The 26,576-nt window shown below is 74.1% G+C and carries 18 protein-coding genes; 5 read left to right on the forward strand and 13 right to left on the reverse strand.

Going from position 1 to position 26,576, the window contains the following annotated elements:
- Positions 1 to 24: 24 nt before the first annotated feature.
- The 3 genes from ACIBHY_RS37590 to ACIBHY_RS37600 are packed head-to-tail and all read left to right on the forward strand — an operon-like array spanning position 25 to position 3,913.
- The gene (locus ACIBHY_RS37590; RefSeq protein ID WP_397309194.1) at positions 25 to 2,550 is read left to right on the forward strand and encodes an MXAN_6230/SCO0854 family RING domain-containing protein; all 2,526 of its coding nucleotides are present in this window, start codon (positions 25 to 27) and stop codon (positions 2,548 to 2,550) included.
- Positions 2,547 to 3,185: a DNA polymerase beta superfamily protein gene (locus ACIBHY_RS37595; RefSeq protein ID WP_397309195.1), complete on the forward strand. Its 639-nt coding sequence runs from the start codon at positions 2,547 to 2,549 to the stop codon at positions 3,183 to 3,185. The genes ACIBHY_RS37590 and ACIBHY_RS37595 overlap by 4 nt, the downstream gene beginning before the upstream one ends.
- Positions 3,182 to 3,913 carry a DNA polymerase beta superfamily protein gene (locus ACIBHY_RS37600; protein WP_397309196.1) on the forward strand — a complete coding sequence of 244 codons (732 nt, stop codon included), beginning with the start codon at positions 3,182 to 3,184 and terminating at the stop codon, positions 3,911 to 3,913. Before ACIBHY_RS37595 ends, ACIBHY_RS37600 begins: the two co-directional genes overlap by 4 nt.
- On the opposite strand, the gene ACIBHY_RS37605 is transcribed toward ACIBHY_RS37600, so the two are convergent.
- From ACIBHY_RS37605 to ACIBHY_RS37630, 6 genes are read right to left on the reverse strand one after another with little or no spacing between them, the layout of a single operon-like run.
- On the reverse strand, positions 3,910 to 5,562 hold the full coding sequence (locus ACIBHY_RS37605) for a hypothetical protein (RefSeq protein ID WP_397309197.1): 1,653 nt from the start codon (positions 5,560 to 5,562) through the stop codon (positions 3,910 to 3,912). The genes ACIBHY_RS37600 and ACIBHY_RS37605 overlap by 4 nt on opposite strands.
- The gene (locus ACIBHY_RS37610) at positions 5,559 to 8,942 is read right to left on the reverse strand and encodes a DUF5682 family protein (RefSeq protein ID WP_397309198.1); all 3,384 of its coding nucleotides are present in this window, start codon (positions 8,940 to 8,942) and stop codon (positions 5,559 to 5,561) included. The genes ACIBHY_RS37605 and ACIBHY_RS37610 overlap by 4 nt, the downstream gene beginning before the upstream one ends.
- Entirely contained in the window at positions 8,939 to 10,021 is a 1,083-nt protein-coding gene (locus ACIBHY_RS37615; protein ID WP_397309199.1) for an AAA family ATPase, read from the reverse strand. Before ACIBHY_RS37615 ends, ACIBHY_RS37610 begins: the two co-directional genes overlap by 4 nt.
- Positions 10,018 to 14,502 (reverse strand): hypothetical protein, encoded by a 4,485-nt coding sequence (locus tag ACIBHY_RS37620; protein ID WP_397309200.1) that lies wholly within the window; start codon positions 14,500 to 14,502, stop codon positions 10,018 to 10,020. Before ACIBHY_RS37620 ends, ACIBHY_RS37615 begins: the two co-directional genes overlap by 4 nt.
- Positions 14,495 to 15,325: a DUF4132 domain-containing protein gene (locus tag ACIBHY_RS37625; RefSeq protein ID WP_397309201.1), complete on the reverse strand. Its 831-nt coding sequence runs from the start codon at positions 15,323 to 15,325 to the stop codon at positions 14,495 to 14,497. Before ACIBHY_RS37625 ends, ACIBHY_RS37620 begins: the two co-directional genes overlap by 8 nt.
- Positions 15,326 to 15,370: 45 nt before the next feature.
- Positions 15,371 to 16,297, reverse strand: a complete 927-nt coding sequence (locus ACIBHY_RS37630) for a GNAT family N-acetyltransferase (protein WP_397309202.1) — start codon at positions 16,295 to 16,297, stop codon at positions 15,371 to 15,373.
- A gap of 53 nt (positions 16,298 to 16,350) precedes the next feature.
- Here ACIBHY_RS37630 and ACIBHY_RS37635 point away from each other — a divergent pair, with 53 nt between their 5' ends.
- Entirely contained in the window at positions 16,351 to 16,872 is a 522-nt protein-coding gene (locus ACIBHY_RS37635) for a hypothetical protein (RefSeq protein ID WP_397095864.1), read from the forward strand.
- Between the two features lie 245 nt (positions 16,873 to 17,117).
- Here ACIBHY_RS37635 and ACIBHY_RS37640 read toward each other — a convergent pair whose 3' ends face one another.
- Positions 17,118 to 17,903, reverse strand: a complete 786-nt coding sequence (locus ACIBHY_RS37640; protein WP_397255498.1) for a class I SAM-dependent methyltransferase — start codon at positions 17,901 to 17,903, stop codon at positions 17,118 to 17,120.
- A 112-nt stretch (positions 17,904 to 18,015) separates the two neighbouring features.
- On the opposite strand from ACIBHY_RS37640, the gene def reads away from it, so the two are divergent.
- Positions 18,016 to 18,537, forward strand: coding sequence for a peptide deformylase (def, locus tag ACIBHY_RS37645; protein WP_379623203.1), 522 nt, complete (start codon positions 18,016 to 18,018; stop codon positions 18,535 to 18,537).
- Between the two features lie 6 nt (positions 18,538 to 18,543).
- Here the strand turns inward: def and ACIBHY_RS37650 are convergent, their stop codons facing one another.
- The 6 genes from ACIBHY_RS37650 to ACIBHY_RS37675 all read right to left on the reverse strand — a co-directional run bounded on the left by ACIBHY_RS37650 (position 18,544) and on the right by ACIBHY_RS37675 (position 26,479).
- Positions 18,544 to 19,143 (reverse strand): SAM-dependent methyltransferase, encoded by a 600-nt coding sequence (locus ACIBHY_RS37650; RefSeq protein ID WP_397255496.1) that lies wholly within the window; start codon positions 19,141 to 19,143, stop codon positions 18,544 to 18,546.
- An 80-nt stretch (positions 19,144 to 19,223) separates the two neighbouring features.
- Positions 19,224 to 20,696 (reverse strand): APC family permease, encoded by a 1,473-nt coding sequence (locus ACIBHY_RS37655; protein ID WP_397309203.1) that lies wholly within the window; start codon positions 20,694 to 20,696, stop codon positions 19,224 to 19,226.
- A 401-nt stretch (positions 20,697 to 21,097) separates the two neighbouring features.
- Entirely contained in the window at positions 21,098 to 21,736 is a 639-nt protein-coding gene (locus ACIBHY_RS37660; RefSeq protein ID WP_397255492.1) for a GPP34 family phosphoprotein, read from the reverse strand.
- Positions 21,737 to 21,861: 125 nt separating this feature from the next.
- A complete protein-coding gene (locus tag ACIBHY_RS37665) occupies positions 21,862 to 22,206 on the reverse strand; it encodes an MmcQ/YjbR family DNA-binding protein (RefSeq protein WP_397255491.1) in 345 nt (114 codons plus the stop codon).
- Between the two features lie 244 nt (positions 22,207 to 22,450).
- On the reverse strand, positions 22,451 to 23,446 hold the full coding sequence (locus ACIBHY_RS37670; protein WP_397255490.1) for a hypothetical protein: 996 nt from the start codon (positions 23,444 to 23,446) through the stop codon (positions 22,451 to 22,453).
- A 471-nt stretch (positions 23,447 to 23,917) separates the two neighbouring features.
- Positions 23,918 to 26,479 carry an ATP-dependent Clp protease ATP-binding subunit gene (locus ACIBHY_RS37675; protein ID WP_397309204.1) on the reverse strand — a complete coding sequence of 854 codons (2,562 nt, stop codon included), beginning with the start codon at positions 26,477 to 26,479 and terminating at the stop codon, positions 23,918 to 23,920.
- Positions 26,480 to 26,576: the final 97 nt, after the last annotated feature.

The raw sequence follows: 26,576 nt of genomic DNA on the forward strand, positions 1-26,576 counted from the left end.
ACGCGTCTTCAGGGGAGGCCAGGGGTGCACGCGATCGCCGAGGTACTGCTGCGCGCACGGCGGCTGGTCGCCCTCGCGCCCATGCTGGCCGACCTGCGGGCGGTGCCGCCGGTGGGCAAGCTGCGCAAGGGGATGCGGCTGGTCGCGGCGGACGTTCCCCACGGGGTCGCGGCGCTGGAGGCCGAGCTGGTGCAGCTCGGTTTCCTGCTGTCGGGTCCGCTGCGCGACGCCCTGTCCGGGCTGGACGCGGCCGGCCTGGCGAAGGTCGGCCGCAGGGTGCTGCACTGGGCGCGGAACGAGGTGGGCGCGGGTGCGGAACACATCCCGCTCTTCCGGAAATTTCCTGACAGCGTGCCTCAGGACACGCGGGACTTCTATGTGCGCCGCGTGTTCAGCCTGCTCACCCAGGCGGCCGAGCAGCCGTGCGTGCTGTGCGGGGAGCGCGGGACCGTCCATCCCGTCGCGCCGTGCGCGCACCTCGTGTGCCGCCTGTGCTGGGACGGCGCCGACTTCAGCGCCTGCCCTGTCTGCCACCGGCGGATCGCCGCCGGCGATCCGTTCCTGCGTCCGGCCGGATCAGCCGGTACGGCCGCGCGCGGCGTCCTCACCCGGCCGGTCGCGGTGCTGGGGCTGTGCGACGACCCGTCGGCCGCCGCCCGCGAGCTGACCGGTTCCCTCCTGGCACGACGCACTCCCATGCCCGCGCACGAGCGGGCGGAGGTGCGCACCCTGCTGGAGGCGTGCTGGCCCGAGTCGGCGGCGTGGCTGCCGGAGGCGATCCCGGTCAAGGAGACCAGGGCGGTGGCCATGGCCGTGGCCACCCGGCACGGCGCCACCGCGCTGCTGGAGGCGCACGTGGAGACGGCCACCGACGTGCTGCGGCTGCTGTTCGAACTGATGGGCGGCGATCCCGGGCTGCGGGTGGCGCCCGGGCGCCTGGCCCTGGGCAGGGGGATGCGGCGGCTCGTGCTGGGCTGCCTGGATCGGATGGCGGTGCCGTACCTGCTGGAGGATCTGCGGCGGCACGCCCGGCTGTGGGTGCGGATGGGCGAGGTGCTGCACCCGCACGAGCACGCGCGCAGGTTCCCGGTGGCGGCGATGGCGTTCGCGGCGCTGCGCGGGACGGCGCTCGACGACGGGACGGCGTTCGGGCGGGCCGTGCTGGCGCGGGCGGCGCTCCATCCGGAAGTGGTGCGGGTGCGCGGTGGGCGGCTGCGGGCGACGACGTTCAACGGGCTGGTGGAGCCGGCGCTGGCGGCCAAGCGGTATGGGGAGGCGGCCGGGCTGCTCGCCGCGCGGCCGGGCGAGCTGGTGCGCCGCCTGTCGCAGATGCTGCGGCTGTCGCCGGAGACGCTGCTGGATTCCGGGACGGTGCTTCAGGACGCGGTGCGCCGGGTGGCGCCGGGCGTGCTCGTGTCGGCGCTCGGGCAGCTGCGGGCGGCTCCGGGAAGCCGGCGGTTGTTCCTGCCGAGGGGTGGCACCGCGCGGTTCTGGACGCTGCCCGACGAGCGGCCGCCGCTGGCCGACGAGGTGGTGCTCGGCGCCGAGGACGTGCTCACGGCCGAGCTCCTGCGGCGCGCCTGCGCGCTGCCCGGGGTGCGCCGCGCGCTGCTGGACGAGGCGCTGGCCGACCTGGTCGCGCCGACGTCGGAGCGCACCGCGTCCAAGGCGCTGGTACGGCTGACGCGCGGCAGCAGGCAGCCGATCCCGGACGACGCCCGGCTGCGTTTCTTCCTGCACTGGGCGGAGCCGCCGGGAACCCGTGTCGACCTCGACCTGTCGGTGGCGGTCTTCGACGAGAGCTGGCGCTTCGCCGGCCTGTGCGACTACACGAACCTGCGGCTGGGCGCGGCGCTGACGCACTCGGGCGACCTGACCTCGGCGCCGGAGCCGCTCGGCGCGTCGGAGTTCATCGACGTGGACGTGCGGGCGCTGCGCGGCCGGTATCTGGTGCCGGTCGTGTTCAGCTACAACGACGTGCCCTTCGACGAGCTGGTACGCGGCTTCGCCGGGTTCATGCGGCAGCCGGAGGGGGCGTTGTTCGACCCGCTGGCGGTGCGGCAGCGCTTCGACCTGTCCGGTCCGGCGAAGATCCTGGTCCCGCTGGTGGCCGACCTGTGGTCGCGTACCTCGGTGTGGGCGGACCTCAACCTGTCGGCCGCCGGATACGGTCACCAGGTGGCCGGCAGCGGCCACGAGCTGGCGGCGCTCGGCCGGGCGCTGGGCGAGGCGTTCGAGGAGCGGGTGACCATGTGGGAACTGGCGTGCTGGCACGCGGCGGGACGCGCACGGGAGGTGCTGGTGCGCCGGCGCGACGGCGCGGTCGTCCGCTACGAGCGCCGCCCCGGCGAGCCGGTCGCCGCCTTCGCCGCGCGCCTGTCCGCCCGCGCCGGCGCGCCCGAGGGCCGCCCGGACGGCGCCGAGCTCGCGATGCTGGTCCGCGGCGACGTCGATCTGCCCGGCGACGCCGACGTCTACGCCCTCTACCCGGACCGCTGCGGCGGACGCCGCCTGGAGGCCGCCGACCTGCTGAGCGGGCTGGCGCCGTGAACGACGACCTGATCCTGTCCGTCGTCATGGGCTCGCGCGCCTACGGCCTGGACACCGGCGCCTCCGACACCGACCGCAGGGGCGTGTTCGTGGCGCCGACGCAAACGTTCTGGCGCCTGGACAAGCCGCCCACCCATCGGGACGGGCCGCTGCCCGAGCAGTTCTCCTGGGAGGTGGAGCGCTTCTGCCGCCTGGCCCTGGAGGCCAACCCGACGGTGCTGGAGTGCCTGTGGTCGCCGCTGGTCGAGCTGAGCACCCCGTTCGGCGAGCGGCTGATCGGGCTGCGCCGCGCGTTCCTGTCCGAGCGTGCCCGCCAGACCTTCTGCGGATACGCCGACGCCCAGTTCCGCCGCCTTGACCCGGCCGCGCCCAAGTGGAAGCAGGCCATGCACATGATCCGCCTCATGCGCTGCGGCCTTCATCTCGTACGGCACGGCGACCTCGAGATCGGCGCCGGCCCGGAGCGCGAGCGGCTGCTGGCCGTCAAGCGCGGCGAGGTCCCCTGGCAGGAGGTGACCGCGTGGCGGGCGGGTCTGGCGGCCGAGCTGGAGTCCGCGGTGAGCGTCCTGCCGGCGGCCCCGGACCGCGCGGCCGTCGAGGAGTTCTTGCTGGACGTCAGAAAGGCGCATCTGTGAACCTGCCCGGCTGGCTGCCCGAGATCCCGGGCGAGCAGCCGTACCCGCTGGTGTTCGCGACCGTGAGCGGCGCGCACCTGTACGGCTTCCCCTCCCGCGACTCCGACGTGGACCTGCGCGGCGCGCACATCCTGCCGGTGCGCGAGGTCGTCGGCCTGCGCACCGGGCCGGAGACGCTCGACCGCACCTGGACGCGCGAGTCGGTCGAGGTGGACCTGGTGACGCACGACCTGGCCAAGTTCTGCCGGCTGCTGCTCAACCGCAACGGCTACGTGCTGGAGCAGTTGCTGTCGCCGCTGGTCGTGGCCACCTCGCCGGCGCACGCGGAGCTGACCGCGCTCGCGCCCGGCTGCCTGACCCGCCACCACGCCCACCACTATCTCGGCTTCGCCCGCACCCAGTGGCGCCTGTTCGAGAAGAGCGGCGAGCTCAAGCCGCTGCTGTACACGTTCCGGGTGCTGGCGACCGGCACCCACCTGATGCGCACGGGCGAGCTGGTGGCCGACCTCACCCTGCTGTCCGGGTACGGCCCGGCGTACCTGCCGGAGCTGGTGGAGGCGAAACGGGAGGCCGAGCACGGGCCGGCGCCGGTGATCGACGGCGTGGCGGCGGACGTGACCCGGATGACCGCGGCCCTGCACGAGGCCCAGACCACCTCTTCCCTGCCCGAGACCGCCACCACCCACGACGCCCTCAACGACCTGGTGATCCGCCACCGCCTCGCCTAACCGGGTCCCGGCTCCGTCGCCGCCCGCCAGAGGCGGAGGGTGAGTTCCTCCTCGGCGCGGCCGGCGTAGGTCATGGCTGCCGACCAGGCGCGGGCCAGCTCGTCGGGTGGTTCCGGCAGCGACTCGCCCGTCACGGTACGCCGGACGGCGGCGGCCTGGCGGGCCAGGCGCTCCAGGAGGGCGGCGGCGGTGGGCAGCTGGTCGCGGCGCAGGCGGGCGGCGGTGGCGGCGATCGTGGCCGCCGCCGTGGGGCCCGCGGTCGCCCTTCCGCCCATGGCCATCCGGTGCAGGACGCGATGGAGCGGGGTGAGAGGGGTGGCGCGTCTGCCGGGCTTGGGCGGGAGCGGCGGGCCCGACGGTCCGGGCAGGTCTGCGAAGGGCAGGTCGTGCCGGTCGGCGGCCAGGACGGTGACCACGCCCGGCTGGTCGGGCACCACACGGACGATGACGTCGTGCGCAGGCGCGGGGGCGAGTTTGCGGAGGTTGGCCTCGGCGGCGGGCGTGGCGCCGACGGCGGTCAGGATGCCCGCGCCGGTGCGCAGATCACGACCCGCCAGTTCGGCCCGCAGGAACATCAGGCCGTCGCGCTCGCCGCGCAGCGCCCTGGCCAGCTGGCCGGCCGGAGGTTCCGTCCACAGGGGGCCGGTCCATGCGCAGTCGCCGTGGATCGCGGCCTTGGTCTCCTTTGTGCTGCTCAGCCTGCCATCGGCGCTGGCGGCGGCGTGCTGCGCGAAGACGCGGCTGCGGCCCAGCCGTTCGGGCGACAGCGCCAGCCCGCCGAACCGGACCGCCGCCCGGTAGGCGGCCCCCACCCGCTCCACGCCGCCCGGCGTCACGTCGCCCACGCTGTACAGCCGTCCCGCCGCGTCGGCCAGCCAGGTCACCACGCCCGCGTAGCCGGAGGCCGTGACGACGGGCTCGCTGAACAACCCCTGAAGGATCAACGACGGCAGCGCCTCGTAGTGGCGCCTGCCGCTCCGGCCGCCCGGTTCGGCGGCCCGCCGGGCCGTGCCGAGCAGGTCGGCCAGGTCCCGCGCGTAGGCCGCCAGCTCGAACTGCGGCCGCCTGGCCCGCACGTCGTAAACGCCCTGGGCCACGGCGGTGGCCGGCCGGGCCAGATCGTACAGGCGCGCCTCCGCACAGGCATGGGCCGCCCGCAGCAGCCGTTCCCTGGCCGCCGCGCCCGCGTGCGCCACCCCGGCGGCAAGCACCTCGGCCCCGGCCTCCCACGCCATCCCGGCCGGTCCGCCACCCTCCGGAGGCGCGTGGCCGCCGTCCTCGTGCCTCGGCTCTCGCGGGGTGCCGGGCTCGGGGCGCTCGGCGCTCTGGGCCGGCGGGGTACCGGGGCCGGGCTCCTCGTTCTGGGCCGGCGACGTGCCGGCCGGCGGCAGGGCGCTGAGGACGGACAGGGCGTGCAGGCAGCGGGGGGTGAGCAGGCAGGTGCAGGTGATCTGGGCGAGGTCGGTGAGCACGCCCGCGAGCGGCAGCCGTACCGTCTCCTGGCCGGTGCTGACGTGCAGTTGACCGCCTTCAGGATGCCACCGCCAGTCCTCCGCCGCGCCCGGCGCGGCGTCGAGGCGCCTGGTGACGCGGGCGGGGGCGGCGGCGAGGGCGGCGGCCAGGACCGCGGGCATCACCTGTGGCCTCATCCGCGCACCCTCTCGGCGATCCAGCCGGCCAGCTCGGACGGGGACAGCGCCGCCACCGGCATTCCGGCGGCCGCCACCTGTCCGGCGACGGCCCGGTTGTAGACGGGCTTGCCCTGATCGTCCAGGGCGGCCAGGCCGAGGGGGTGGGCTCCGGTGCCGGCCAGCGCGCGTACCTCGGCCAGCAGGCGTCCCACCGACACCCCCTCGTCGAAGTCGCTCACCACGGCGACGATGCTGCGGCGGGGGACGGTGAGGCGTTCGCGGGTGTAGCGCAGAGCCGTGCCGATGTCGGTGCCGCCGCCCACGGACACCTCCAGCAGCAGCGACAGCGGGTCGGCCACCCGGTCCGACAGGTCCGCGACCTCGGTGGAGAACGTGATGAAACGTACGCTCAACGCCGGAACCCCGTGCAGCACGGCGGCGGCCAGCGCGGCGTAGACGGTCGAGCGTTCCATGGAGCCGGACACGTCCACGCACAGGTGCAGGTGCCAGTCGGCGCCGCGCCGCGCCCGGGTCCTGAACACCGGCCGCTCCACCACGACCTCCGGCCCCCGTTCGGTGAGCCGGGCGGTGTGGAGGTTGCGCCGCAGGGTACGGCGCAGGTCGACGGGCCCGCCCGGCCGCGAGGTGGGCCGCGGCGTGGTCAGGCCGGTGAGCGCGGGCCGCATGCGCCGGGCCAGCTTCTCGGTCAGCTCGGCCACCATGCGCGCCACCAGCGGGCGCAACCTGGCCAGCCGCGCCTCGGGAAGCGCCCCGGCCAGGGCCAGCATGCCTTCGAGCAGGCCGACGTCCGCGCTGACCCGGTCCGGGTCCAGGGCCAGGAGCGCGTCCACCCGTCCGCGCGCCGCCGCCCGTCCCACGACCTCCTCGCGGACCCGGGCTCCGAACAGGGCCTCCAGCTCCTCGACCCACTCCCGCGCGGACGGATACGGCCGTCCGTCGCCTCCCGCGTCGGCCCCCTCCCCCGTTCCCGCCCCGTACAGGTCGTCCAGCGCCCGCGCGACCGCCCTGGCCGCGGGGTCCAGCCGGTCGGCCTCACGCCCGAGCACCATCCGCCACCGGTCCGCCCGCCCGATCCGCCGCGCGTCCTCCGCCTCGTCCCGCGCGACCGCCACGGGGTGCGCGCCGTCCGCCGCCGCACCGGCCGCGCCGTCCAGGGCCGTGGGATCCAGCTCCAGTACGGCCAGCCGCCCCGCCTCGTCGGCCGCGGCCCAGGCGGCGAGCTCCCCGGCGGGGGCGTGCAGGGTCAGGTCGGCGTCCAGTCCGAGGCTGTCGAGCAGGCGCTGGCGGGAGGCGGGAGACAACGCCTCGAACCCGTCACGGAGCGCGGGCAGCCTCGCGAGGAACCCGGCGTCGTCCCAGGCCTCGACCCGTTCGGCCAGCGGAGCCAGCAGTTCGGTCGACGCCTCCAGCATCGCCCCCGCCACCAGCACGACCCCGGCCACCCGCCCCGCCGCCACCACGCCGGCCCCCGCCGTCGCCCCGGTCCCCGTCTCGGCCGGCGGGTGGGGCGGCCGATCTACGGGCGGTCGCGGGTCCGGGGCCGGGGAGGCGGATTCGGCCCAGGCGGCGAGGCGTACCGGCAGAGAGCCCGGAGTGTCCGCGCCCGCGACGAACAGGGCCGCGGCGGCGGCGCCCTGGGCCAGCGGGGTGCCGTCGGCGGCCATGCGGCGCAACACCCACGTCAGGCGGCCCCGGACGGGTGCGAGCCGGACCAGTTCGCCCAGCAGCGCCGCCTCCTCGTGGCGGGTCATCCCGGCCAGGCCTTCGACGGAGGCGACGGCCGCGGTCAGGACGCGTTCGGCCGCTTCCCGGCAGCCGGGCGGCGGCGAGGGGAGGGCGGCGAGGCGGCAGAGGAGGCGGTGGCAGGCCACCAGGTCGGCGGGGCCGGCCACGGGGATGAACTCCGCGCCGAGACGGCCCACCAGTTCCGCGGTCAGCTCCGGCAGGCCGCATGCGGCGGCCTTCTCCAGGACGCCGGGGAGGCGTTCGGACAGGGCGGCGCGGCGCAGGCGGCCCTCGGCGGCGGGGGCGAGGGTCGTGCCGTAGACGGCGGCGCGCTCCAGCGTGGCCTCTGTCAGGGGACGCCAGCGCGCGGTCCACGAACGGCCCAGGGTGTCGGCGCCGCCGACGCCGGTCATGGGGCGTTCCTCCGCGTAGCCGACGTCCAGCGCGGACAGGCGGCTGAGCGCGAGGTGACGGCGCTGGTCGAGGGGTGAGCGGTGGGGGTCGAGGCGCAGGACGGCCTCCGGCTGCCCGGGTCCCGGCAGGCCCAGGTCCGCGACGAGCGCCTCGACGTGGGTGAGCAGGCCGGAGCGGGGGGCGGCGGGGTCGACCTGGCCGCGGCGGGCGCCGATGAGGACACGTTCGGCGGCTCGGGCCACGGCGCGGGCGCGGCCCAGGGGTTCGCCCTGTGCCAGAGTGCTCTGGAGGGCTTCGACCAGCTCGCGGCGTCCGGGGGCGGGCAGGTCGCGGAGGGCGGCCAGGTCGCGGGCCATGCCGTACGCGGCCTTGGCGTCGGGGACGCCCGCCACGTGGCCCTCGCGCCGCAGTTCCGCGCAGATCCGCGCGATCGTCTCCGCGGCGGCCCGCTCCACGGCGGCGGGATCGCCCCCGGCCAGGTAGACGGCCTGGCGCCACTCCGGGTCCTTGATGCCCGCGGGGTAGCCGGAGCGCGAGTCCAGCAGCTCGAAGCCGTAGGGGACGAGCGCGGTCACCACCTCCCCCCGCACGGGCTCAGGAACGGCGGAGGCGGGGGCGGTCAGTGCCGGGGCGTGGAAGGCGCCGGCGACCACCGCCGCGCCCCGCGGCCCGATGTCGGCGATACGGCGCCGCATCCACGCCTCCCTCGCCAGATCCCGCTCGGAGATCGGGCCGGCGTCCTGCCGCAGGGCCCAGCCGACGGCCAGGGCGGCACGGCGGATCCGCGCGGGATCCGCCCCGTGGGAGGGCGTCTCCACGAGGCGGTCCCACAGCTCCTCGTGGTCGTCCACGTCCAGGCGCCGCATCAGGGCGGGCATCAGCGGCCCCGCCGGGTTGTCGCCGGGCAGGTCGGTGAGCAGGTCGATGGCGTGCACCGGCACCCCGCGCGCGACCGCCCACCGCACCGCGGCCAGCTCCGGCGAGAAGTCGGCGAACGGGTAGAAACCCAGCCGTTCCCCTTCCTGCGAGGCGACGGCCAGCGCCACGGGCGCCGTGGTGGCGGGCGAGCCGAGCCAGCCCAGCCACTCCTGCAGTTCCCCGGGCAGTTCGACCAGCACCGCCCGCGGCCGCGCCGCCTCCAGCAGGTACGGCATGGCCGCCGCCAGCACCGGCGAATGGTGACGCACCCCGATCAGGTACGGCTCCCGCCCCCCGGCCAGCTCCTCCAGTTCTTTCACGACCCACCGGACAGCGCGTCGCGCAGCTCGTACAGCCGCCGCCACAACCGGGGTCCGCTCTCGGCCCGCCGCCGCACCGTCGTGTCCCAGTACGCCAGCAGCTTGCCCTGATCGTCGGGATCGTCCTTGCGCACCACGCCCAGCAGATACCCGGGCAGCAAGGACAGCGGGTCGGGAACGGGCAGGTAGGCGGCCTGCAACCCCATCGACCCGGCGACCGCCACCGCCTCGGCGGTGCTCATCACGGCGGCCGGCCGTTCCACCGGCCAGCCTTCCTCGGCGGTGCCGAGGCGCAGGTCGCGGAAGGTCGTCACCAGCGCCTCCATGACCGCGTCGTCGACCTCCAGCGTGGCCCCGGCGCGGGCGAGGGCGGCGGTGGCCTGGGCGCGGACGAGGGCGACCTCGTCGGCGAGGGTCCCGATGGGCGGCACGACCTCGAAGTTGAAGCGCCGCTTCAGGGCCGCGCTCATCTCGGAGACGCCCCGGTCGCGCAGGTTCGCGGTGGCGATCACGTTGAAGCCCTGGGCGGCGTACTCGGTGGCGCCGAGCTCGGGCACGGCCATGCGGCGCTCGGACAGCACCGACACCAGCGCGTCCTGCACCTCGGGCAGGCAGCGGGTGATCTCCTCGACCCTCGCCACGGCTCCCGCGCGCATGGCGGCCAGGATCGGGGAGGGCACGAGCGCCTGCCCGCTGACCCCTTCGGCCAGCAGGAGGCGGTAGTTCCAGCCGTAGCGCAGGTGTTCCTCGGTGGTGCCCGCTGTGCCCTGGACGACCCGCTCGCTGGCGCCGCTGACGGCGGCGGCCAGCAGTTCCGACAGCATCGACTTGGCGGTGCCCGGCTCGCCGACGAGCAGCAGGCCGCGTTCTCCGGCGAGCGTGACCACGGCCCGCTCGACCAGCGCCCGCTCGCCGACGAACTTGCGGGCGACCCGCCGTCCGTCGCCCATGACGAAGTCCACGACGGCCGAGGGCGTCAGCCGCCAGCCGGGCGGGCGGGGACCGGGGCGGGCGGCCAGCTGCTCCAGCTCCTCGGCGTGGCGGACCTCGGCGGGCTCGACCTGCGCCTGAAGGCTCATCGGGGGCCCTCCCCCTCGCTCACACGCCGCCACGCCCGCTCGAACAGCTCGGGCAGCGACGTCTCCGGCAGGCGGCGGCCGAGCGTGAGCGGATACAGCGTCTCCAGCTTCCACGTCTCGGCGGGCAGGTCGGGCGCCTTGCCCTTGGTCCAGCCGCCGGGCAGGAAGAGCCCGCGGCCCGCGCGTTCGCGCTTGGCGGCCATGACCAGCCCGCGTTCCGACAGGACGGCGGCGGCCTTCTTGTGGCGGGCGGGCGTCCAGTCGTTCCAGGTGCGGACGTTGCGGTCGGTGGGTTCGAGGAGCGTGAGCAGTTGCAGGTAGAGGACGGCGGCGTCCTCGTCCAGGCCGAGCTTGTCCGCCGCCGCGGCGAGCACGGCGGGTGCGCCGGCCCTGGGGTCGGCCTCCCAGCGGCCCGCCTCCAGCAACGGGGCCCGTTCGGCCATCCGGGTGTAGCCGTCCGAGCGCAGCAGCTCGACGACCCGGGCCGCCGGCGTCCGGGTGTCCCAGGGCGACTCCAGCGACAACTGCAGCCGGGAGCGGGCGTCGCCGCCGAGGAGGGCGGGGCGGAAGAACGTCTGGCCGTGGGTCACGACGATGGTCAGGCCGTCGTCGACCGCCGTGACCTCGTCGTCCAGCTTTCCCCCGTACGGCTCGCCGGTGAAACCGTCCGCCTCCATCGTGCCGCCGCGCAGGAGCAGCCCCGGGTGGTTCAGGCGGCGCCGTACCAGGTCGAGGGCGGCCGGCAGGCCCGAGCGGACGGGATGGCCGCCCGGCAGCGTGGCATACGCCCACGGCAGCGCCAGAGCGAGGTCGGCGAGCAGGTCGTCCAGGGCGAGGGGCTCGACCGCCTCGTGGTACTTCTTCCCGGCCAGCCAGGTGTCGTGGTCCTGGTTCAGTTCGGCGACCGGGGACGGGTCGGTCAGCGCGCCGAGCGCCCTGGCCGCGGGCAGCCGCAGCGGCAGCGTCCTGGCGGCGGTCACGGCGTCCTCGGGCACCCGCGTCCGGCGTCCGAAGCGGGCGGTCCACGCTTCGGCGAGGCCGCGCGCGAGCGCCTTCTGGTCCCAGGGGTCGGCGGGGACGGCTTCGTCGAGCAGGTCGCGCCGTTCTCGCCGGCTGAGCGCCTTGAGCTCGTCGCGCGCGATGACGGCCTCGGCGGGCTTCAGCCCGAGTACCTCGCGGCTCTCGGTGTCGAGGAAGTCGCGGCCCCAGCTGTCCAGGCCCGGCAGACCGGCCAGCAGCAGCGCGGCGGCGGGCCGGCCGAGACCGGTCTCGGCGCACAGGAGCTCGACGGCCTCGGGATCGTGCTCGGCGGGGCCCTGTTCGCGCAGCCGGGCCACGAAGGCGGCGAGCGTGCGCGGCGTGGCCCAGCCGGTGGGCAGCTCGGCCGAGACGTCCAGCACCTCGCCGGCGCGGGGAGCGGTGCCGTACTCGATGAACCTGCGCCGCCGCGCCTGGTAGATGCCCGAATAGTCGGGGGTGAGGTCGAGCGTGAGATGGGCGCCGCCGGCGGACAGGTGGCCGGTGGGGTCGGCCACGTCGGCGACGCCGCGGCGCCAGCCGGGCTCGGCCAGCCGCGAACCCGACCACAGCTCCAGCAGGGTGAGGATCGCGGCTCTGCGCGGCGCGGGCGTGGCGGGCGAGATCGCGCGCACGGCCAGGCCGCCGAGGCGGCCGATCAGGTCGGTCCAGTCGTGGAAGCTGCCGGGCATGCCGCCCTTGACCGCCTCGGGCGGGATCTCGCCGGACAGGAACGCGGCCGTGAAGGCGACCTGCCGCCCGGCCTGGTAGGTGAGCAGTCCCTGGGCGTGCACCAGGTCGGCCAGCGCCTTGGCGAGCTCCTCCTCGTCGAGGCCGGGGACGAGCCCTGCGGTGGCGTGCGCGCTGGTGAGCAGTTCGTCGCGGCGGGTGGCCAGGTCGTTCGCCTGCCGAACCAGCCCGGCCACGCCGCGCCGCAGCCGCTCGTGCGTCACGGGTGGCGCGCCGCCGTCCATGAGCGCCCGCGCACCGGCCCGCGTCAGCTCCCGCAGGACGGCGGAGCCGCCGGGATCGCGTGGAGCCAGATGGTGCCAGAACGCCGGGAACGGCACCAGGGCGGTGCCGTCCGAGCTGCCCTTGGCGGTGCTCCACCGGTCGCGGCCGGTGGTGACGTCCCAGTGGAGCGTCCCGTCGGCCTCGGTGAGGACGACCGTGGTACCGCTGCCGGTGAGCAGCAGGGGCTCCGCGCGTCCGGGCAGGTCGAGCAGTCCCCAGGGCGTCGCCGTCAGCTTCGCGACGCCGTCGCGGCCGTCGGCGCGCGCGTAGGTGTAGTGGCCGCCGGCCGCGTGGACGCGGAAGCCGATCATGCCGTCGGCGGCGCCGAGCGGCGTGCGCTCCAGTCCTTCGGGCAGCGGGGCGAGCGAGCAGCCCTCCAGCTGCCACCGCGCGCCGGGCGGCGGTGGCGCGTCCTCCAGGAACGCCGGCAGGCTGGCCCGCCCGAGCTGCCCGGTGGCCGGGTCGAGCTCGCGCAGCACCGGCCGCCACGCGTCGGGCTGGATCCAGAACGTGGCGCCGTCGGAGAACATGCGGCCGGTCTCGTCGAGATCGGGCTTCCGGTCACCGGGATGCAGGGCCTTGCGGCCGGTGACGCGCCCGCCGGAGGGGGTGAGGAAGGCGTAGCCGAGCCCGGCCCGGTGCTCGTGGAAGTAGTGCCAGCCGTCCTTCTCGTGGATCTCCGAGGGCGCCGACGACCAGTAGAACGAGCGCGACTCGTTCGTGCCCCAGGCGACGCGGAAGGCGCCGCCGGCGTAGAGGACGTCGAGGTGGGGCGTGCCGGCGGGCACCCGCAGGTCGTGCTCGGCGACCCGGCCGCCCGGACCGAGGGCGATCGCCTTGGCGGCGGTGAAGACGGTGAGCACGGGCCAGCTCGCGCTGACGCGGGCGTCGTCGCCGAGCTCTTCCAGGGCGGCGTCGAACGCGTCCCAGCCCAGCTCGTCGTAGACGCCCGCCCGCAGCGTACGGCACAGCGGCACCGCGAAGTCGATGCCCTCGACCGCCTCGCGCAGCCCGTCGAAGGCGGCCAGCACGGGACCGGTGAGCGCGTTCTCCAGAGCGGCGAGCGCGGAGCGCGCGTCCAGCAGCCCGCCGGAAGCCGCCTGCCGGATCCTGTCGAGCAGCCAGGCGTGGACCATCGGCCGCAGCACCGGGATCTCGATCAGTTCCTCGACCTCGCGGTGGTTGCCCACGGCCTGCTCCAGCAGGGGCGCGAAGCGCGGGTCGGCGGCGACGGCGGCCAGGTCGCGGTTGCGCCCGTTCATCAGCCACCTGCCCAGGTGGACGACGGCCTCGCCGCCGGGGTCGGCGACGGGGACTCCGGCGGCCAGGCACGTGTCCAGCAGATCGAGGTCGAGCATCCGGCTGCGCCAGGCCACTCCCCCTTCCAGCCGGACCGGCTCGCCCTCGGCGGCCAGCCGGCCGGCGATCCGCTCCACCAGCGCGAGCAGCGCCGGTGAGCCGGGCTCCGAGCGCCAGCCGCGCTTGAGGTGCGCGACCAGCCGCGACAGCCAGGCGGCCGGGACGGTGTCGAGCGCGCCGGACTCCCGCAGCAGCTCCAGCCACCATTCGTCGACGCCGTCGGCGGTGGGGAAGACCTCCAGCAGCGCCTGCGGCGGCTGGGCGAGCAGGGTCGTCCGGTAGGCCTTCCAGAACAGTGGGCGGGCCCGCTTCACCGCCGGGGCGCCGAGCAGGGTGGCGATGAGGCGTTCGTCCTCGGCGGCCGGGTCGAGCTTGGCGGCCTTGGCCAGCTTGCGCAGTTGCTTGGGCAGGTCGCTCCACGGCGGCAGGCCGCCCAGCGTGCGCCGGACCGCCAGCTCGAACAGCTCGTCGTAGGCGCGGCGCGGCTCGTAGCGTTCTGCCAGCTCGACGACGTAGGCGTTGACCGCCTTGACCGGCAGGGCCCCGGCGAAGGCGTACTCCAGGAAGACCGCCCGGCGGGCCGCCTCGTCCACGGGCAGCGCGTAGGTGGCCTCGGCCTCGCGGGCCCGGCCGAACATCACCGCCGCCTGGCCGCCGTGCCCGGCCGCGATGAACGTGCGCCCGGCCTGCTCCCAGAAGCTCGGCAGGTGCGTGCGCGGAAGGGTGGCGGCCAGTTCCGCGTAGGCGTCGGCGGCGGCCCCCGGACGGGCGGCGGCCAGGCGGGCGGCGCGCTCCATGCCGGAGACGGCGGCCAGCGCCGCCTTCGCACCGCGCGGGTCGTTGACCAGGGCCCATGCCGGGTAGCCGAGGCCGCGGCGGCGGCCGGTGGCCAGGGGCGGGCTCACGTGCGGCTCGCCATACCCGAGGAAGGCCATGGCGCGGTCCTCGGCCGGCGCGGTCGTCTCGCCGATGAGGCGGATCACCGGGCGCTCGCCGAGCGCGGGGTGGCCGTAGGCGCGGGCCCGGACGGGCTGGCCGCCTTCGGCCCCGGCCGGGGCGAGCCCGGCGTCGAGGAGGAGGTCGTCAGTCACCGTCGGTGATCCTTCCCGCGTAGATGAGCTCGGCCATGCGCACGCCTTCCGACCAGGCGACCGGGCCGACGTCGGCGGGTTCGAGCGGGCGCTCGTCGGCGCCGACCCAGATCAGGTCTCCCGTGTACGCCTCGTAGTCGGGGCCGTCGTCGCCCAGCCAGTAGCGGGCCTGGACGGGACGGCCGGCGTCCACGACGGGGCAGACGGCGTAGCCGCCGCGCACCCGGAAGCCGAAGCGGGCGGCGCGGGCGGTGGCGTGGCGCAGCTCGGAGAAACGCCCGCCCGCGTAGTCGGGCGGATGCGCGCCCTTGTGGTGAACCTCGCGGGCCAGTTGCGGCACACGCTGCGCCGCGCCCAGCTCGGCGGCGAACTCGCGCAGGTCGGCCAGATCCGCCAGCAGCACGGGGTGCGGGATCAGGATCGGCCCCGGCTCCAGCCAGGCGGTCTCGGCGTCGAGGTCGACGACGCCGAGCCGGCCGTCCTCGCCGGCCTCCTTGAGCAATCCCGGCTCGTCGTCACGCAGGACGACCAGGTCGGTGAGCGCCTCGCGCCAGGCCGGATCCGGCCAGACGGCCGCGATCATCGGGGACGGGACGGGGTGGCCGCCGAGCATCCAGGACTCCACCGTGGCCAGGCACTCGGCCTCGTGCCGGGCGAGGTGGTCGCGCAGGGCGAGCAGTTCCTCGGCCACGGGGCCGTCCTTGACCGCCTTGGGCACCGATTTGAGCCGCCTGCCGGCGGCGTTCTGGCAGGCGAGCGTGCCGCCGTCGAGGGCCAGCCGGTAGCCGCCCCCGGCCTCCACCCACGTCACATCTTCCGACATGGCTGGCATCTTCGCAGAAGTCAGCGACAATCCCGTTTTGTCAGATTATTCGGCCGATGACAGGACGAGGCGGATCGAGTAGTTCCGATACCCGAGCCGCTCGAACGAACGCGCCATCGGCACGTTCCCCAGATCCGTGTCCGCCGCGATCCGCCGCGCGCCCCGCCCGGCCAGGAACCTGGTGATCTCCGCCAGCAGGTCGTCGCCGTAGCCGTGGCCGCGGTGCTCGGGCACCACGCCCAGGTAGCCGACGACCGGCCCGCCGTTGTTGGCCGACGGCAGCGCGACGCCGACCAGGTCGCCATCCGGAGCGTTGGCCAGCATCCACCACGAGCGCTCGCCCGGCATCGACTTGTAGTCCTCGACGTCCTGCCTGGCCTGCTCGATCGGGTCCATGGTGGCCAGCGCCTCGCGCGTCTCGTGGTCCAGCGTGCCCTCGGCGACCCGCCGGAACGCCTCGGCGAACACCTCGTCGTCCTCCTCGGCCCTGAACACCAGCCTGCCGGAGGCCGCGGGCAGCGGGTCGGCAGGGGTCCACTCGTAGCGCAGCCGCTCCAGCTCGAACGTCAGCCCGGCGCGGGCCGCCGCCTCCTGCCGCCAGGCGATGGCCGCGGCGACGGCGGGACGCTCGCGCCAGCCGTTCGGGAGGAAGACGTGGTAGGCGGGCCGGGTGCCGTACACCTCGTGGGCGTGGGAGAGCAGGTCGGCGGCGAGCGCCACGCGGTCCTCCACGGAGGGGTCGACGTAGACGCAGTCGAGCGCCATCGGCCTGTCGCTGCCGGCGAAGCTCCACCAGACGGCGCGGGCCATGACACGCCCGTCCCGCTCGGCGATCCAGATGCGGTCGTGCCGGTACTGCCCGTCGGCCAGAAAGCCGGTCAGCCGGTCGGGGTCGGCCCAGCTGATGCCGTCATCGACGGTGCAGGCGAGCAGGCGGCCGAGATCAGACTCGACCGAGGGGCGAAAGAGCACACTTCCTCCACAACTTCCAGGTCGGGGGACTCTAGCAAGTAGAGTCTTCGACGATGAACCACACGATCTCGCCCACTCCCGGCGCCCTGCTCGGCGACGACGCCTACGCCTGCTCGTGCGGCGCCTCGTTCGCCGGCCGGATGCCCGCCGAGCTCCACGCCGCCGAGAACGACCGGTGCACCGGCTGCCTCGGCTCCGGCGAGGAGACGATGGCGCCCGGCGTCACCCGGCCCTGCACCAACTGCGCGGGCAGCGGGGGACGCAGGGAGCAGATCATCTGGCAGCTGGCGCACTCCGAGGCGGAACAGCTGATCACGATGAGCACGGTGCGGGGGGTGATCGCCGGGTTCGACGGGCCGTTCCGGCTGTCGGAGATCGCCGACATGATCCGCTCGGGCCTCGACCTGCCGGTGGGCCGCCTCCCGGTGGGGCCGCGGGTACGTGACCTGCTCCTGGAGCTCCAGTCCATCGGCGAGATCACCATGATCTCCGCCCCCGACGAGCTCCTCGACGGCACCGACGTCGTCCTCTACCGCGATCCCAGCTGGCAGCGTACGCCCACGCTCGGCATCTGACCCCCTTCTTTCACGTGACGGCTCCCGCCGGCTTTCCCGGACTCGCCGTCGCGGGCTGAGGTCTGTCGAGCGCCGGTCGTGAGGGCTCACGGGGCGCTCGCCGTGACGACTCCGCTGTTGGCCGGCCTTCGGGTCACCGGCCCTCAGCCCACCACCATTCGGCGGGCCACAGGGGCGGTGGTGCCGTCCTCTGAGCGCACGGGGGTCGCACCGCCCCTGCCTCCGGTGCCTCCGGGCGTGCCTTCTCAGGCGCGGGCGAGGAGTTCGCCGTGGAGGATGGAGAACCAGCCGTCCTCGTCGGCCGCCCAGGTGCGCCAGCCCTCCGACAGCCGCGCCAGGCCGGGCGCGGTGGCGAGGCCGGTCGAGGTGGCCTGGTGGGCCAGCGCGGAGGAGACGACGCGTTCGGCCCACATGCCGCCCCACCACTCCCGGTCCTGTGGCGTCGAGAAGCACCACGTGGACGAGGTGGCCGTCACGTCGGAGAAGCCCGCCCGCCTGGCCCACGACCGCAGACGGCGGCCGGCGTCGGGTTCGCCGCCGTTGGCTCGGGCGGCGCGCTGGTAGAGGTTCATCCACTCGTCGAGCTCCGGCGGCTCCGGGTACCACGCGAACGCCGCGTAGTCGCTCTCGCGCACGGCCACGATCCCGCCCGGCTTGGTGACGCGCCGCATCTCGCGCAGCGCCCCCACGGGGTCGGCCACGTGCTGGAGCACCTGGTGCGCGTGCGTCACGCAGAAGGTGCCGTCGGGGAACGGCAGCGCGTGCACGTCGGCCACGGCGAAGTCGATGTTGCCCGCTCCCCTGGCCGCCGCCTCGTCGCGCGAGAGCTGGAGCGCCTCGTCGGTGACCTCGGCGGCGGTGACGCGGGCGACGCGCGTGGCCAGGTCGGCGGTGATGGTGCCGGGTCCCGCGCCGACGTCCAGCAGGCTCATGTGCGGCTGGAGGTGGGGCAGGAGGTACCCGGCCGAGTTCTCGGCGGTGCGCCAGCGGTGGGAGCGCAGGACGGACTCGTGGTGGCCATGTGTGTACATGAGAGTCACCCTAGCCGGGATCTCAGAGTTTGGAATAATGGGTCTCATATGGCAAGACCAGCGGTGCCGTACACTTGTTGCGAATCTTTCGCATCTAGGGAGGGCGTCCGTCGTGGGAGAGGTCCGTCCGATCGTGTACGTCGGGGATCCGGTGCTGCACACCCCCTGCGAGCCGGTCACCCGGTTCGACGAGGCACTGGCCGCGCTGGTCGACGACATGTTCGCCAGCATGTACGCCGCCAAGGGCGTGGGCCTGGCCGCCAACCAGATCGGCGTCGGCCTGCGCGTCTTCATCTACGACTGCCCCGACGCCGACGGCGAGCGCCAGGTGGGCGTGGTCGTCAACCCCACGCTCGAACTCCCGCCGGTCGGCGAGCGCAACCTCGACCCGGGCGACGAGGGCTGCCTGTCGGTGCCCGGCCAGTACGCGCCGCTGCCCCGCGCCGACGTCGCCACCGTCCACGGCCAGGACCTCACCGGCGCCCCCGTCACCGTCGAAGGCACCGGCCTGATGGCCCGCTGCCTGCAGCACGAGAGCGACCACCTCGACGGTCACCTCTACATCGACCGCCTCCCGGCCAAGCGCCGCAAGCAGGTGCTCAAGGCCTACGAGGAGTCGCTGACCACCACCTGAGCCGGGTCAGAAGGTGAACATCCGCAGGCCCGGCTCCAGCGGCCGGGGCTGCCCGGTGTAGCGGTGGACGCCGACCGTGAAGTCCTCCCGGGTGAGCCCTTCCAGCTCGAAGCCCTCCTCGGCGAACCACGAGCACACCCGCGGTCCCAGGTCGGGCTCGCGGCGGTGGCGGGTCCAGATCACGGTGGCGCCGGGTGCGCACAACATCGGCAGGCAGCCGATCGTGCGGCGCACGTCCGCGTCGCTGACGTTGCCGAAGACGCCGCAGACCAGGACCAGGTCAGCGGGGACGGCTCCGGCGTAGGCGTCGGTGAGGGCGGCGTCGGCCGCGACGACCTCGACGCCTTCCGGGGCGGACTGCCGCGCCAGCCGTACATTGCGCTCGTCGAGCTCCACCAGGCGGGCGCTCACCCCCGCGCGCCCGGGGTGGGCGGCCAGGACGGGCAGCAGGTCGCGGCCCTGGCCCGCGCAGAGGCTGACCACGGTACGCGCGCCGGCGTCGAGCACGTCGGAGATCGCCGCGCGCACCACCCTCAGCCTGCGCCACAACGGAGAACCTGGGGCGTCGTAGCCGGTGTGCCAGCCGTGCCAGTCGGGTTCCTCCATGATCGCCATGCTACGCCGCCGGACCGGGCCGGGGCCCGAGGCCCCGGCCCGCCCGAACCGTCAGGGCGCCGGGCGCGCGTTCACCGGGCCGCCTCGTGCGCGGTGACGGCCTTGGCGCCGAGGCCGACCCGGGCGTAGACCGCGGGCTGCCGGGCACGCAGCACCAGCGCCCAGACCACGCCCAAGGCCATCCCCGCCACGTACACCAGCGGCAGGATCCAGGTCAGCGGGTCGCCCGGCGGCACACCGAGCAGCGCGTCGATGTTCGTCCAGCCGAGCCACACCATCACCGCCAGCAGGATCGCCGCCGGCACCGGCGTGACGAGCCTGCGCAGCGCGCTCTCCCCGCTCGGCTCACGCACGAAGAACACGATGATCGCGATCGAGGTGGTGAAGATCAGCAGCAGGACTCCGAACCCGCCGAACGCGCCGCCGTAGAAGAAGAGCTGGACCAGCGGGTTGAGGTCGAGCACCGCGTAGACGACGATCACCACGAGGCCCAGCACGCTCTGGGCGATCGAGCCCGCCTGCGGGGCGCCGCTGCGCGGGCGGGTGCGGCCGAAGACGGCGGGCAGCACGCGCTCGCGGCCCAGCGCGAAGAAGTAGCGGGCGGTCGTGTTGTGGAAGGAGATCATCGCGGCGAACACGCTGGTGACGAACAGGACGCGGGCGATGTCCACGACCAGCGAGCCCAGGTGCGAACCCGCCAGGACGAAGATCGTCTCGGCGCCGTCCCTGGTGGCCGTGGCCACGATGTTGCCCGGCCCGGTGGCCACCGTCATGGCCCAGGCCGACAGGGCGTACAGGCAGGCGATGATGACGATCGAGGAGTAGGTGGCGAGGGGTACGGTGCGGCGCGGGTCGCGGCTCTCCTCGGAGAACACCACCGACGACTCGAACCCGACGAACCCCAGCGTCGCGATCACCAGCAGCGCCCCCACGCCCGGCACGAACAGCGCGCCCGGCGACAACGTCTCCAGCGACAGGCCGCCGGGGGCAGGGTTGGCCAGGTCGGCGAAGTCGAACAGCAGGATGACGGCCACTTCCAGCGTCAGCAGGATGGCCAGGAGGCGGCCGTTCACATCGACGCGCATGACGCCGAGCACCGCGACCAGCGCCCAGACGATCAGCGACAGCACCCACCAGGGCGGCGCCGTCCCGAACCACCGCTCGACGATGGGTGTGGCGGCCGCGCCGAACGCGCCGTAGAGGCCGACCTGGAGGGAGTTGTACGCGATCAGCGCCACCCAGGCCGAGGCGATGCCGGCGGGACGGCCGAGGCCGCGGCTGACGTAGGTGTAGAAGGCGCCGGCGTTGGCCATGTGGCGGGCCATCGCCACGTAACCGATCGCGAACAACGCCAGCACCAGTCCGACCACCAGGAACGCGACCGGGAGACCGGTGATCTTCGTCACGCTGTAGCCGGTGGTCATCACGCCGGCCACGACGGTGAGCGGGGCGGCGGCCGAGAGGACGAAGTAGACGACCGAGGGGGCGCCGAGCCGATCGGCGGCCAGAGCGCGGGTGATCGGGTCTGGCTGGGGGGTTTCCATCGGCATCCTTTCTGTGGAGGGGTTGGGATGCTGCTGGTCAGTGGGGGGCGTCCCGCCGGCCCGGGTGGGGGCGTTCCCTGAGGCCCGGCACACCTACTGAAGGTCGGCGACCCGGGGCCGCCCGCGGGAGCCCACAGCCCAGGGCCAACCCACCGGCCACGGGCAACTCACGGCTCAGGGGTGACTCACGGCTTGGCGGCGGTCCGGCGCTTCTCGGCGATCCGAGGCTCTGTGGCGACCTGAGGCTTTGCGGTGACCCGAGGCTTTGCGGTGGCCTGAGGATTCGGGGTAATCGGGGAGTTCGCGGTAAGCCGGGGCCTTCGGGGGACCCGGGGCCCCGGGGAGGGCGGGGGCGCCGGGGAGAGCCGGGTGGGCGGTGAGCGGACATGGGGCGGGGCCGGTCAGGTGCGGTAGGTCAGGACGGCGTCGCCGACGGCGGCGTGGACGTGACGGGCCAGGTCGGTCAGCTGGGGCGGCAGCGCGGCCAGGACGGTGGTCAGATGACGCCGGGCGGTCTTCCGCTCGGCCGGGTCCTCCACCACGACGTCCGTCATCCCGCAGGCTTCCACCAGCGAGGCCAGCGCCATGTCGTGCGGGTCGAGCGGCTGCCATCGGGTGAGCGCCATGTGGAGACGCGTTCTGGGCCACGCGGCCGGACCGAAATCGGTGGCGAAAAAGCGGCCCGGCTTGCGCCGCCATAATTTCGGCGCTTCACGTTCCAGGAATCCGGCCAGGATCATTCTCCCGGACACGTCGTCGACCGCCCGCTGCGACAGGTACACGAGCCAGGTCCGCAGATCCGTGTGCTGCGGCATGCTGCCCATGTCGGCGAGCACCCGGTCGGCCACGACCTCCTGCACCGGCCGCGGATCGACCAGCCGCACCGTGGACCCGCGCACCCCGACCCGCCCGGCCAGCACGAGCTCGGCGATGAGCGCCCCGGCCAGCCCCAGTTCGACTCCCTGGACATGCAGCCGGGGACGCCCCGTGCTCGTGGTGTCCCAGCCGACCAGGAAGAGCTCGTCGGCTAGCGCCCGCATGATTCACCCTTTGTGGAAGCCCGATATTCGATACCGCTCACATGACCAGAGCGAAATATCTATCAGACGGATGATCGCCGGGCTAGTCCCATTTAATTAGGTGCAACGCGTTTTAGAATGATATTTCATTGCGCCGCGAGATATTCCGCATACACCTTTTTCGGCACGGTCATCCGCCAGGCCTCCACGACCAGCTCCCGCATCTCGTCCACCTCCAGCGCCGCCATCCGGGCCTGGACCCACTGATAGCGCAGGTCACCCTGGGACGGCATGAGAAACTTCTCCGGCTCCGCCGCCACCAGCGCCTCCCGCTCCTCCTTCGGGAACCCGAACCCCATGATCGTCTCGTCCCTGGAGAAGGCGACATAGACGATGCTGCCCACCCGGAACTTGACCCGGTCCCGGATAAGATGCTCCGACGAGCGCGGCAACCGCGACGCCACCTGCCGCACGTCCTCAACAGTGATCACGGCCCGACCCTAACCCGGCCCACCGACAATTCCCGGCCGTCGCCTCGTCTCACGCGCTGGACGCCCGGGGCAACGCCCTGACCGGGGAACCGGCCCACGGGGCGGCGTCGCGGCGAGTACGCCGTGAGCCCTCACGAGCGGCGCTCGACGGGCGCCCGCCGGGGTCGGCGGTGCGGGGTGGGGGGCGGTAGCCGTAACTCATGGGGCCCGCGGACGCTCAGAAGACGTCAAGGCCCGCGGAAGGTCAGGAGACGCTCCGATACAGGTCGGCGGCGAGTTTGTTGATGCGCTTCACCGACGCGTCCCAGGTGCCGGCGGCCGGGTGGGCGGTCAGCAGGGCCATGATCAGGCGGTCGTCCTTGCCGAGCAGGCCGGTGGTGTGGAGCACGGGGTGGCCGTAGTCGGGGACGGTGGTGCCGCGCGCGTTGGCCGCCAGGACGCTGATGGGGCCGCCCCCGATCGGCGCCCCGGCGGAGGCGGGGATGATCTCGGCCGCCGCGGTGGTGTTCGCGCACCGGACCGGAGGCGTCAGGCCGAACCCCGACCACCCCTGCTTCACCGCCCACGGACGCGGGATCGCGCCGGGGATGCCGAACGACTGGTCGAAGCCGTCGGTCCCGCACCGCGTGGACTTGCGCAGGTGGCCGACGACGAGGTCGCGCACGCGCGGGTCGGCGGTGTCGAGGAGGTAGCGGTAGGTCTTGACGATGTCGTACGCGCTCAGCGACACGTACCCCCAGAAACCGGGCTTCGAGGCGGGCGGCGGCGTGGTGTCGGACAGGCGCAGCTTGCGGGCCATCCGGGTGATGATCGCGCCCTTGCCGCCCCGGTTCCAGAACGAGGTGGCGGCGCCGTCGTCGCTGGACCGCAGCATGATCCGCAGCAGCCGCGCGTCACCCGCCTGGACGCTCTTGTGGGTCTCCAGGAAGTCGATCGCGATGAGGATCTTGCTCACCGAGGCCGACCGGAACTTCCTGCGCGCGTTCTGGTGAACAACGATCTTCCCCGTGGTCCGGTCGAACACGACATACCCCGCGGTGGTGCCCGCGGGCACCTTGGGCCGCTTCGCCGCAGGTGTCTTGGAGGTGGTCACGTTCGAACGCTCCGTGCCGCCGGCGGTGCCGGATCCGAGCGGGTGCGCACTGCTCTGCGCGCTCGACGACGACCCGGCGGCTCCGGCCGCACATCCGGCCACCAGGGGTACGGCTGCCGCGAGCGCGGCCAAGGGCTTGATTCGCACCCGACCATAACTACCAGATCCACCCACACCCCACCGGCCGCCCGGCCATTCCCCCACCCCGCCAAGCCACCGCCCACACCCCCGCCCGATCTCACCGCGACCGGCCGGGGCCGCGGTCCAGAACCACGGGGCAGGACCCACAGGAGCAGCCCACCGAGTCCCCGGCCAGGGCGGCGAAGCAAGCCGCCCGACCTGCCCCGAGCGCGGCACAACGGACCCGAAGCGCCCACACCCTGGGACACGGTGGCGAGCCGCCGTCGCGCGGCACGAGGACCCTCCGGCGCCTTCGGGCGCAGTGGCCGGGCGAGCCGTCTGCGCCTTGGAGCACGGTGGCCGGGTGGGCCGCCGGCGCCTTGGGAGCAGCGGTCAGGCGTCGGCGCCTTGCGGGCAGCGGTCAGGCGTCGGCGCGGCACGGCTCGACGGACCCGGAGCCCGCCGGCGCCTTGGGACAGGGTGGCGGGTCCGGTGGGTCTAGCTGGAGGATTCCCCGCTTTGTTCAGGGACCTCTTCGGAGGTGGCGGCTGGTTCTGGGGTGGTGGCCCGGAGCACGAGACGGTCGTCGGTGCCGGCGTCCACCCTGACCGTGCCGCCCTCCCCCACCTCGCCGGTCAGCACCATCGTGGACAGGCGGTTGTCCAGTTCCCTCTGGACCGTGCGGCGGAGCGGGCGCGCGCCGAACTCCGGCTGGTAGCCCTTCTCGGCCAGCCAGTCCTTGGCCGCGTCGGTGACCTCCATGCCGATGTCCTGGCCCTTCAGGCGCTGGCGGGTCTTCTCCAGCAGGAGGTCCACGATCTGCCGCAGTTCCTCCTTCTCCAGGCGCTTGAAGATGATCGTCTCGTCGATCCGGTTGAGGAGCTCGGGGCGGAGCGAGTGGCGCAGCAGGTCCATGAGGCGTTCTTCCAGCTCGGCCTCGTCGCCGGTGGAGTCGAGGATGAGCTGGGCGCCGATGTTGCTGGTCATGATGACGATCGTGTTGGTGAAGTCGACGGTACGGCCCTGCCCGTCGGTGAGCCGGCCGTCGTCGAGCATCTGGAGCAGGATGTTCATGACGTCGGGGTGGGCCTTCTCGATCTCGTCGAGCAGGATCACGCCGTGGGGGCGGCGGCGCACGGCCTCGGTCAGCTGCCCGGCCTCCTCGTAGCCGACGTATCCGGGCGGGGCGCCGATCAGCCGGGAGACGGTGTGGCGCTCCTGGAACTCGCTCATGTCGATGCGGACCATGTGGTCCTCGCCGCCGAACAGCGCGTCGGCCAGGGCGCGGGCCAGCTCGGTCTTGCCCACGCCGGTCGGTCCGAGGAACAGGAAGCTGCCGATCGGGCGGTTCGGGTCCGACAGGCCGGCGCGGGCGCGGCGAACGGCTTCCGCGATCGCGACCACGGCCTCGTCCTGGCCGATGACACGCTGGTGGAGGTGTTCTTCCAGGCGCATGAGCCTGTCGCGTTCCTGCTCGGTCAGCTGGGCCACCGGGATGCCGGTGCGCCGGGAGACGACCTGGGCGATGTCGGCGACCGACACCTCGGGGACGCTGTCGTCGCCGTGGCGGGCGTTCTCCAGCTCGGGACGGAGCTTGTCGATCTCGCGGGTCAGCTCCTTGGCGCGGTCGAAGTCGTCGCTGGAGACGGCCTGGTCCTTGTCCCGGTGGAGGCTGTCGAGGCGCTCCTCCAGCTCGCGTACGTCGGCGCCGGGGGTGCGGGCGCGCAGCCGTACCCTGGCGGCGGACTGGTCCATGAGGTCGATCGCCTTGTCCGGCAGGAACCGGTCGGAGATGTAGCGGTCGGAGAGCGTGGCGGCGGCGTCCAGCGCCTCGTCGGTGATGCGGACCTGGTGGTGGGCCTCGTAGGCGTCGCGCAGGCCGGCGAGGATCTCCACCGTCTGCTCGACCGTCGGCTCCGGGACGAGGATCGGCTGGAAGCGGCGTTCGAGCGCCGCGTCCTTCTCGATGTTCTTGCGGTACTCGTCGATCGTGGTGGCGGCGATGACGTGGAGCTCGCCGCGGGCCAGGGCGGGCTTGAGGATGTTGGCCGCGTCCATGCCGCCCTCGGCGGAGCCGGCGCCGACCAGGGTGTGGACCTCGTCGATGAAGACGATGGTCTCGTCGGCGTGCTCGCGTACCTCGTCGATGACCTTCTTGATCCGCTCCTCGAACTCGCCGCGGTACTTGGAGCCGGCGACCATGCCCGTCAGGTCGAGGGCGATGACGCGGCGGTCCTTGAGAGTGTCGGGGACGCTGCCGTTGACGATGCGCTGGGCGATGCCCTCCACGATCGCGGTCTTGCCGACGCCCGGCTCGCCGATGAGGACCGGGTTGTTCTTGGTACGGCGCGAGAGCACCTCGATGGCCTGCTCGATCTCGTCCTCACGGCCGACCACCGGGTCGATCTTGCCCTGCCTGGCCTCCTCGGTGAGGTCGCGGCCGTATTCGTCGAGGGCGGGCGTCTCGCCGGAGCCTTGGGTCGCGCCTTCGGTACGGCGGCCGGGCTGGGCGGCGCCGGACATGAGGGCCTGCTGCAGTTCGTTGGCGGAGGCGCCCTGCTCGGCCAGCAGGCGGGCGGCGCTGGAGTCGGGGTTGGCGGCCAGGGCGAGCAGCAGGTGCTCGGGGCCGATGTAGGAGGAACCCAGTGCTCGGGACACGCGCTGCGCGTCGAGAATGGCCCGCTTCGCGGCCGGGCTCAACGTGTCGGGCGGCTGACCGGCGGCTCCGGCTCCGGTGAGGGCGGCGATGCGGTCGTGCAGGCGGTCGGCGTCCACGCCCGAGGTCTGCAGAAGCGCGCGGCCGGGGTCGTCCTGGGTGGCGGCGTCGAGCAGGTCGAGCACGTCCAGGTCATGGGCGCCGCGGCGGGCGGCGATCTCCAGGGCGCTGGTCAGCATGTCGCGGGCCGACTGGCTGAGGAGCTTGCCCACGTCCACGCGCTGGACGCTGGGACGGGAGGGCGGCCACGCGTCCATCCCGCCGAAGACCCGGCCTGTGAGCTCCTCGAATCCGCGGAACGGATCCCTGCCAAAGAACGACCCGAACGGCGATGCTTCCGACATGACCTCTCCCCTCTCCGGAGAGGCCCATTACCGGAAACCCGGACAAACAACCCCAGGTTTCCGCAAAGTTCCCAACCCGCCCACCACCCCGAAGCCA

The sequence above is a fragment of the Nonomuraea sp. NPDC050547 genome, from assembly GCF_044457345.1.
Lineage (GTDB): Bacteria > Actinomycetota > Actinomycetes > Streptosporangiales > Streptosporangiaceae > Nonomuraea.

Excerpts from the sequence above, each read along its gene's own strand:
- ACIBHY_RS37615 (WP_397309199.1), bottom strand. The coding sequence starts at position 10,021 with ATGAGCCTTCAGGCGCAGGTCGAGCCCGCCGAGGTCCGCCACGCCGAG.
- ACIBHY_RS37605 (WP_397309197.1), bottom strand. The coding sequence starts at position 5,562 with ATGAGGCCACAGGTGATGCCCGCGGTCCTGGCCGCCGCCCTCGCCGCC.
- ACIBHY_RS37635 (WP_397095864.1), top strand. The coding sequence starts at position 16,351 with ATGAACCACACGATCTCGCCCACTCCCGGCGCCCTGCTCGGCGACGAC.
- ACIBHY_RS37675 (WP_397309204.1), bottom strand. The coding sequence starts at position 26,479 with ATGTCGGAAGCATCGCCGTTCGGGTCGTTCTTTGGCAGGGATCCGTTC.
- ACIBHY_RS37640 (WP_397255498.1), bottom strand. The coding sequence starts at position 17,903 with ATGTACACACATGGCCACCACGAGTCCGTCCTGCGCTCCCACCGCTGG.
- ACIBHY_RS37660 (WP_397255492.1), bottom strand. The coding sequence starts at position 21,736 with ATGCGGGCGCTAGCCGACGAGCTCTTCCTGGTCGGCTGGGACACCACG.
- ACIBHY_RS37655 (WP_397309203.1), bottom strand. The coding sequence starts at position 20,696 with ATGGAAACCCCCCAGCCAGACCCGATCACCCGCGCTCTGGCCGCCGAT.
- ACIBHY_RS37650 (WP_397255496.1), bottom strand. The coding sequence starts at position 19,143 with ATGGAGGAACCCGACTGGCACGGCTGGCACACCGGCTACGACGCCCCA.
- ACIBHY_RS37625 (WP_397309201.1), bottom strand. The coding sequence starts at position 15,325 with ATGTCGGAAGATGTGACGTGGGTGGAGGCCGGGGGCGGCTACCGGCTG.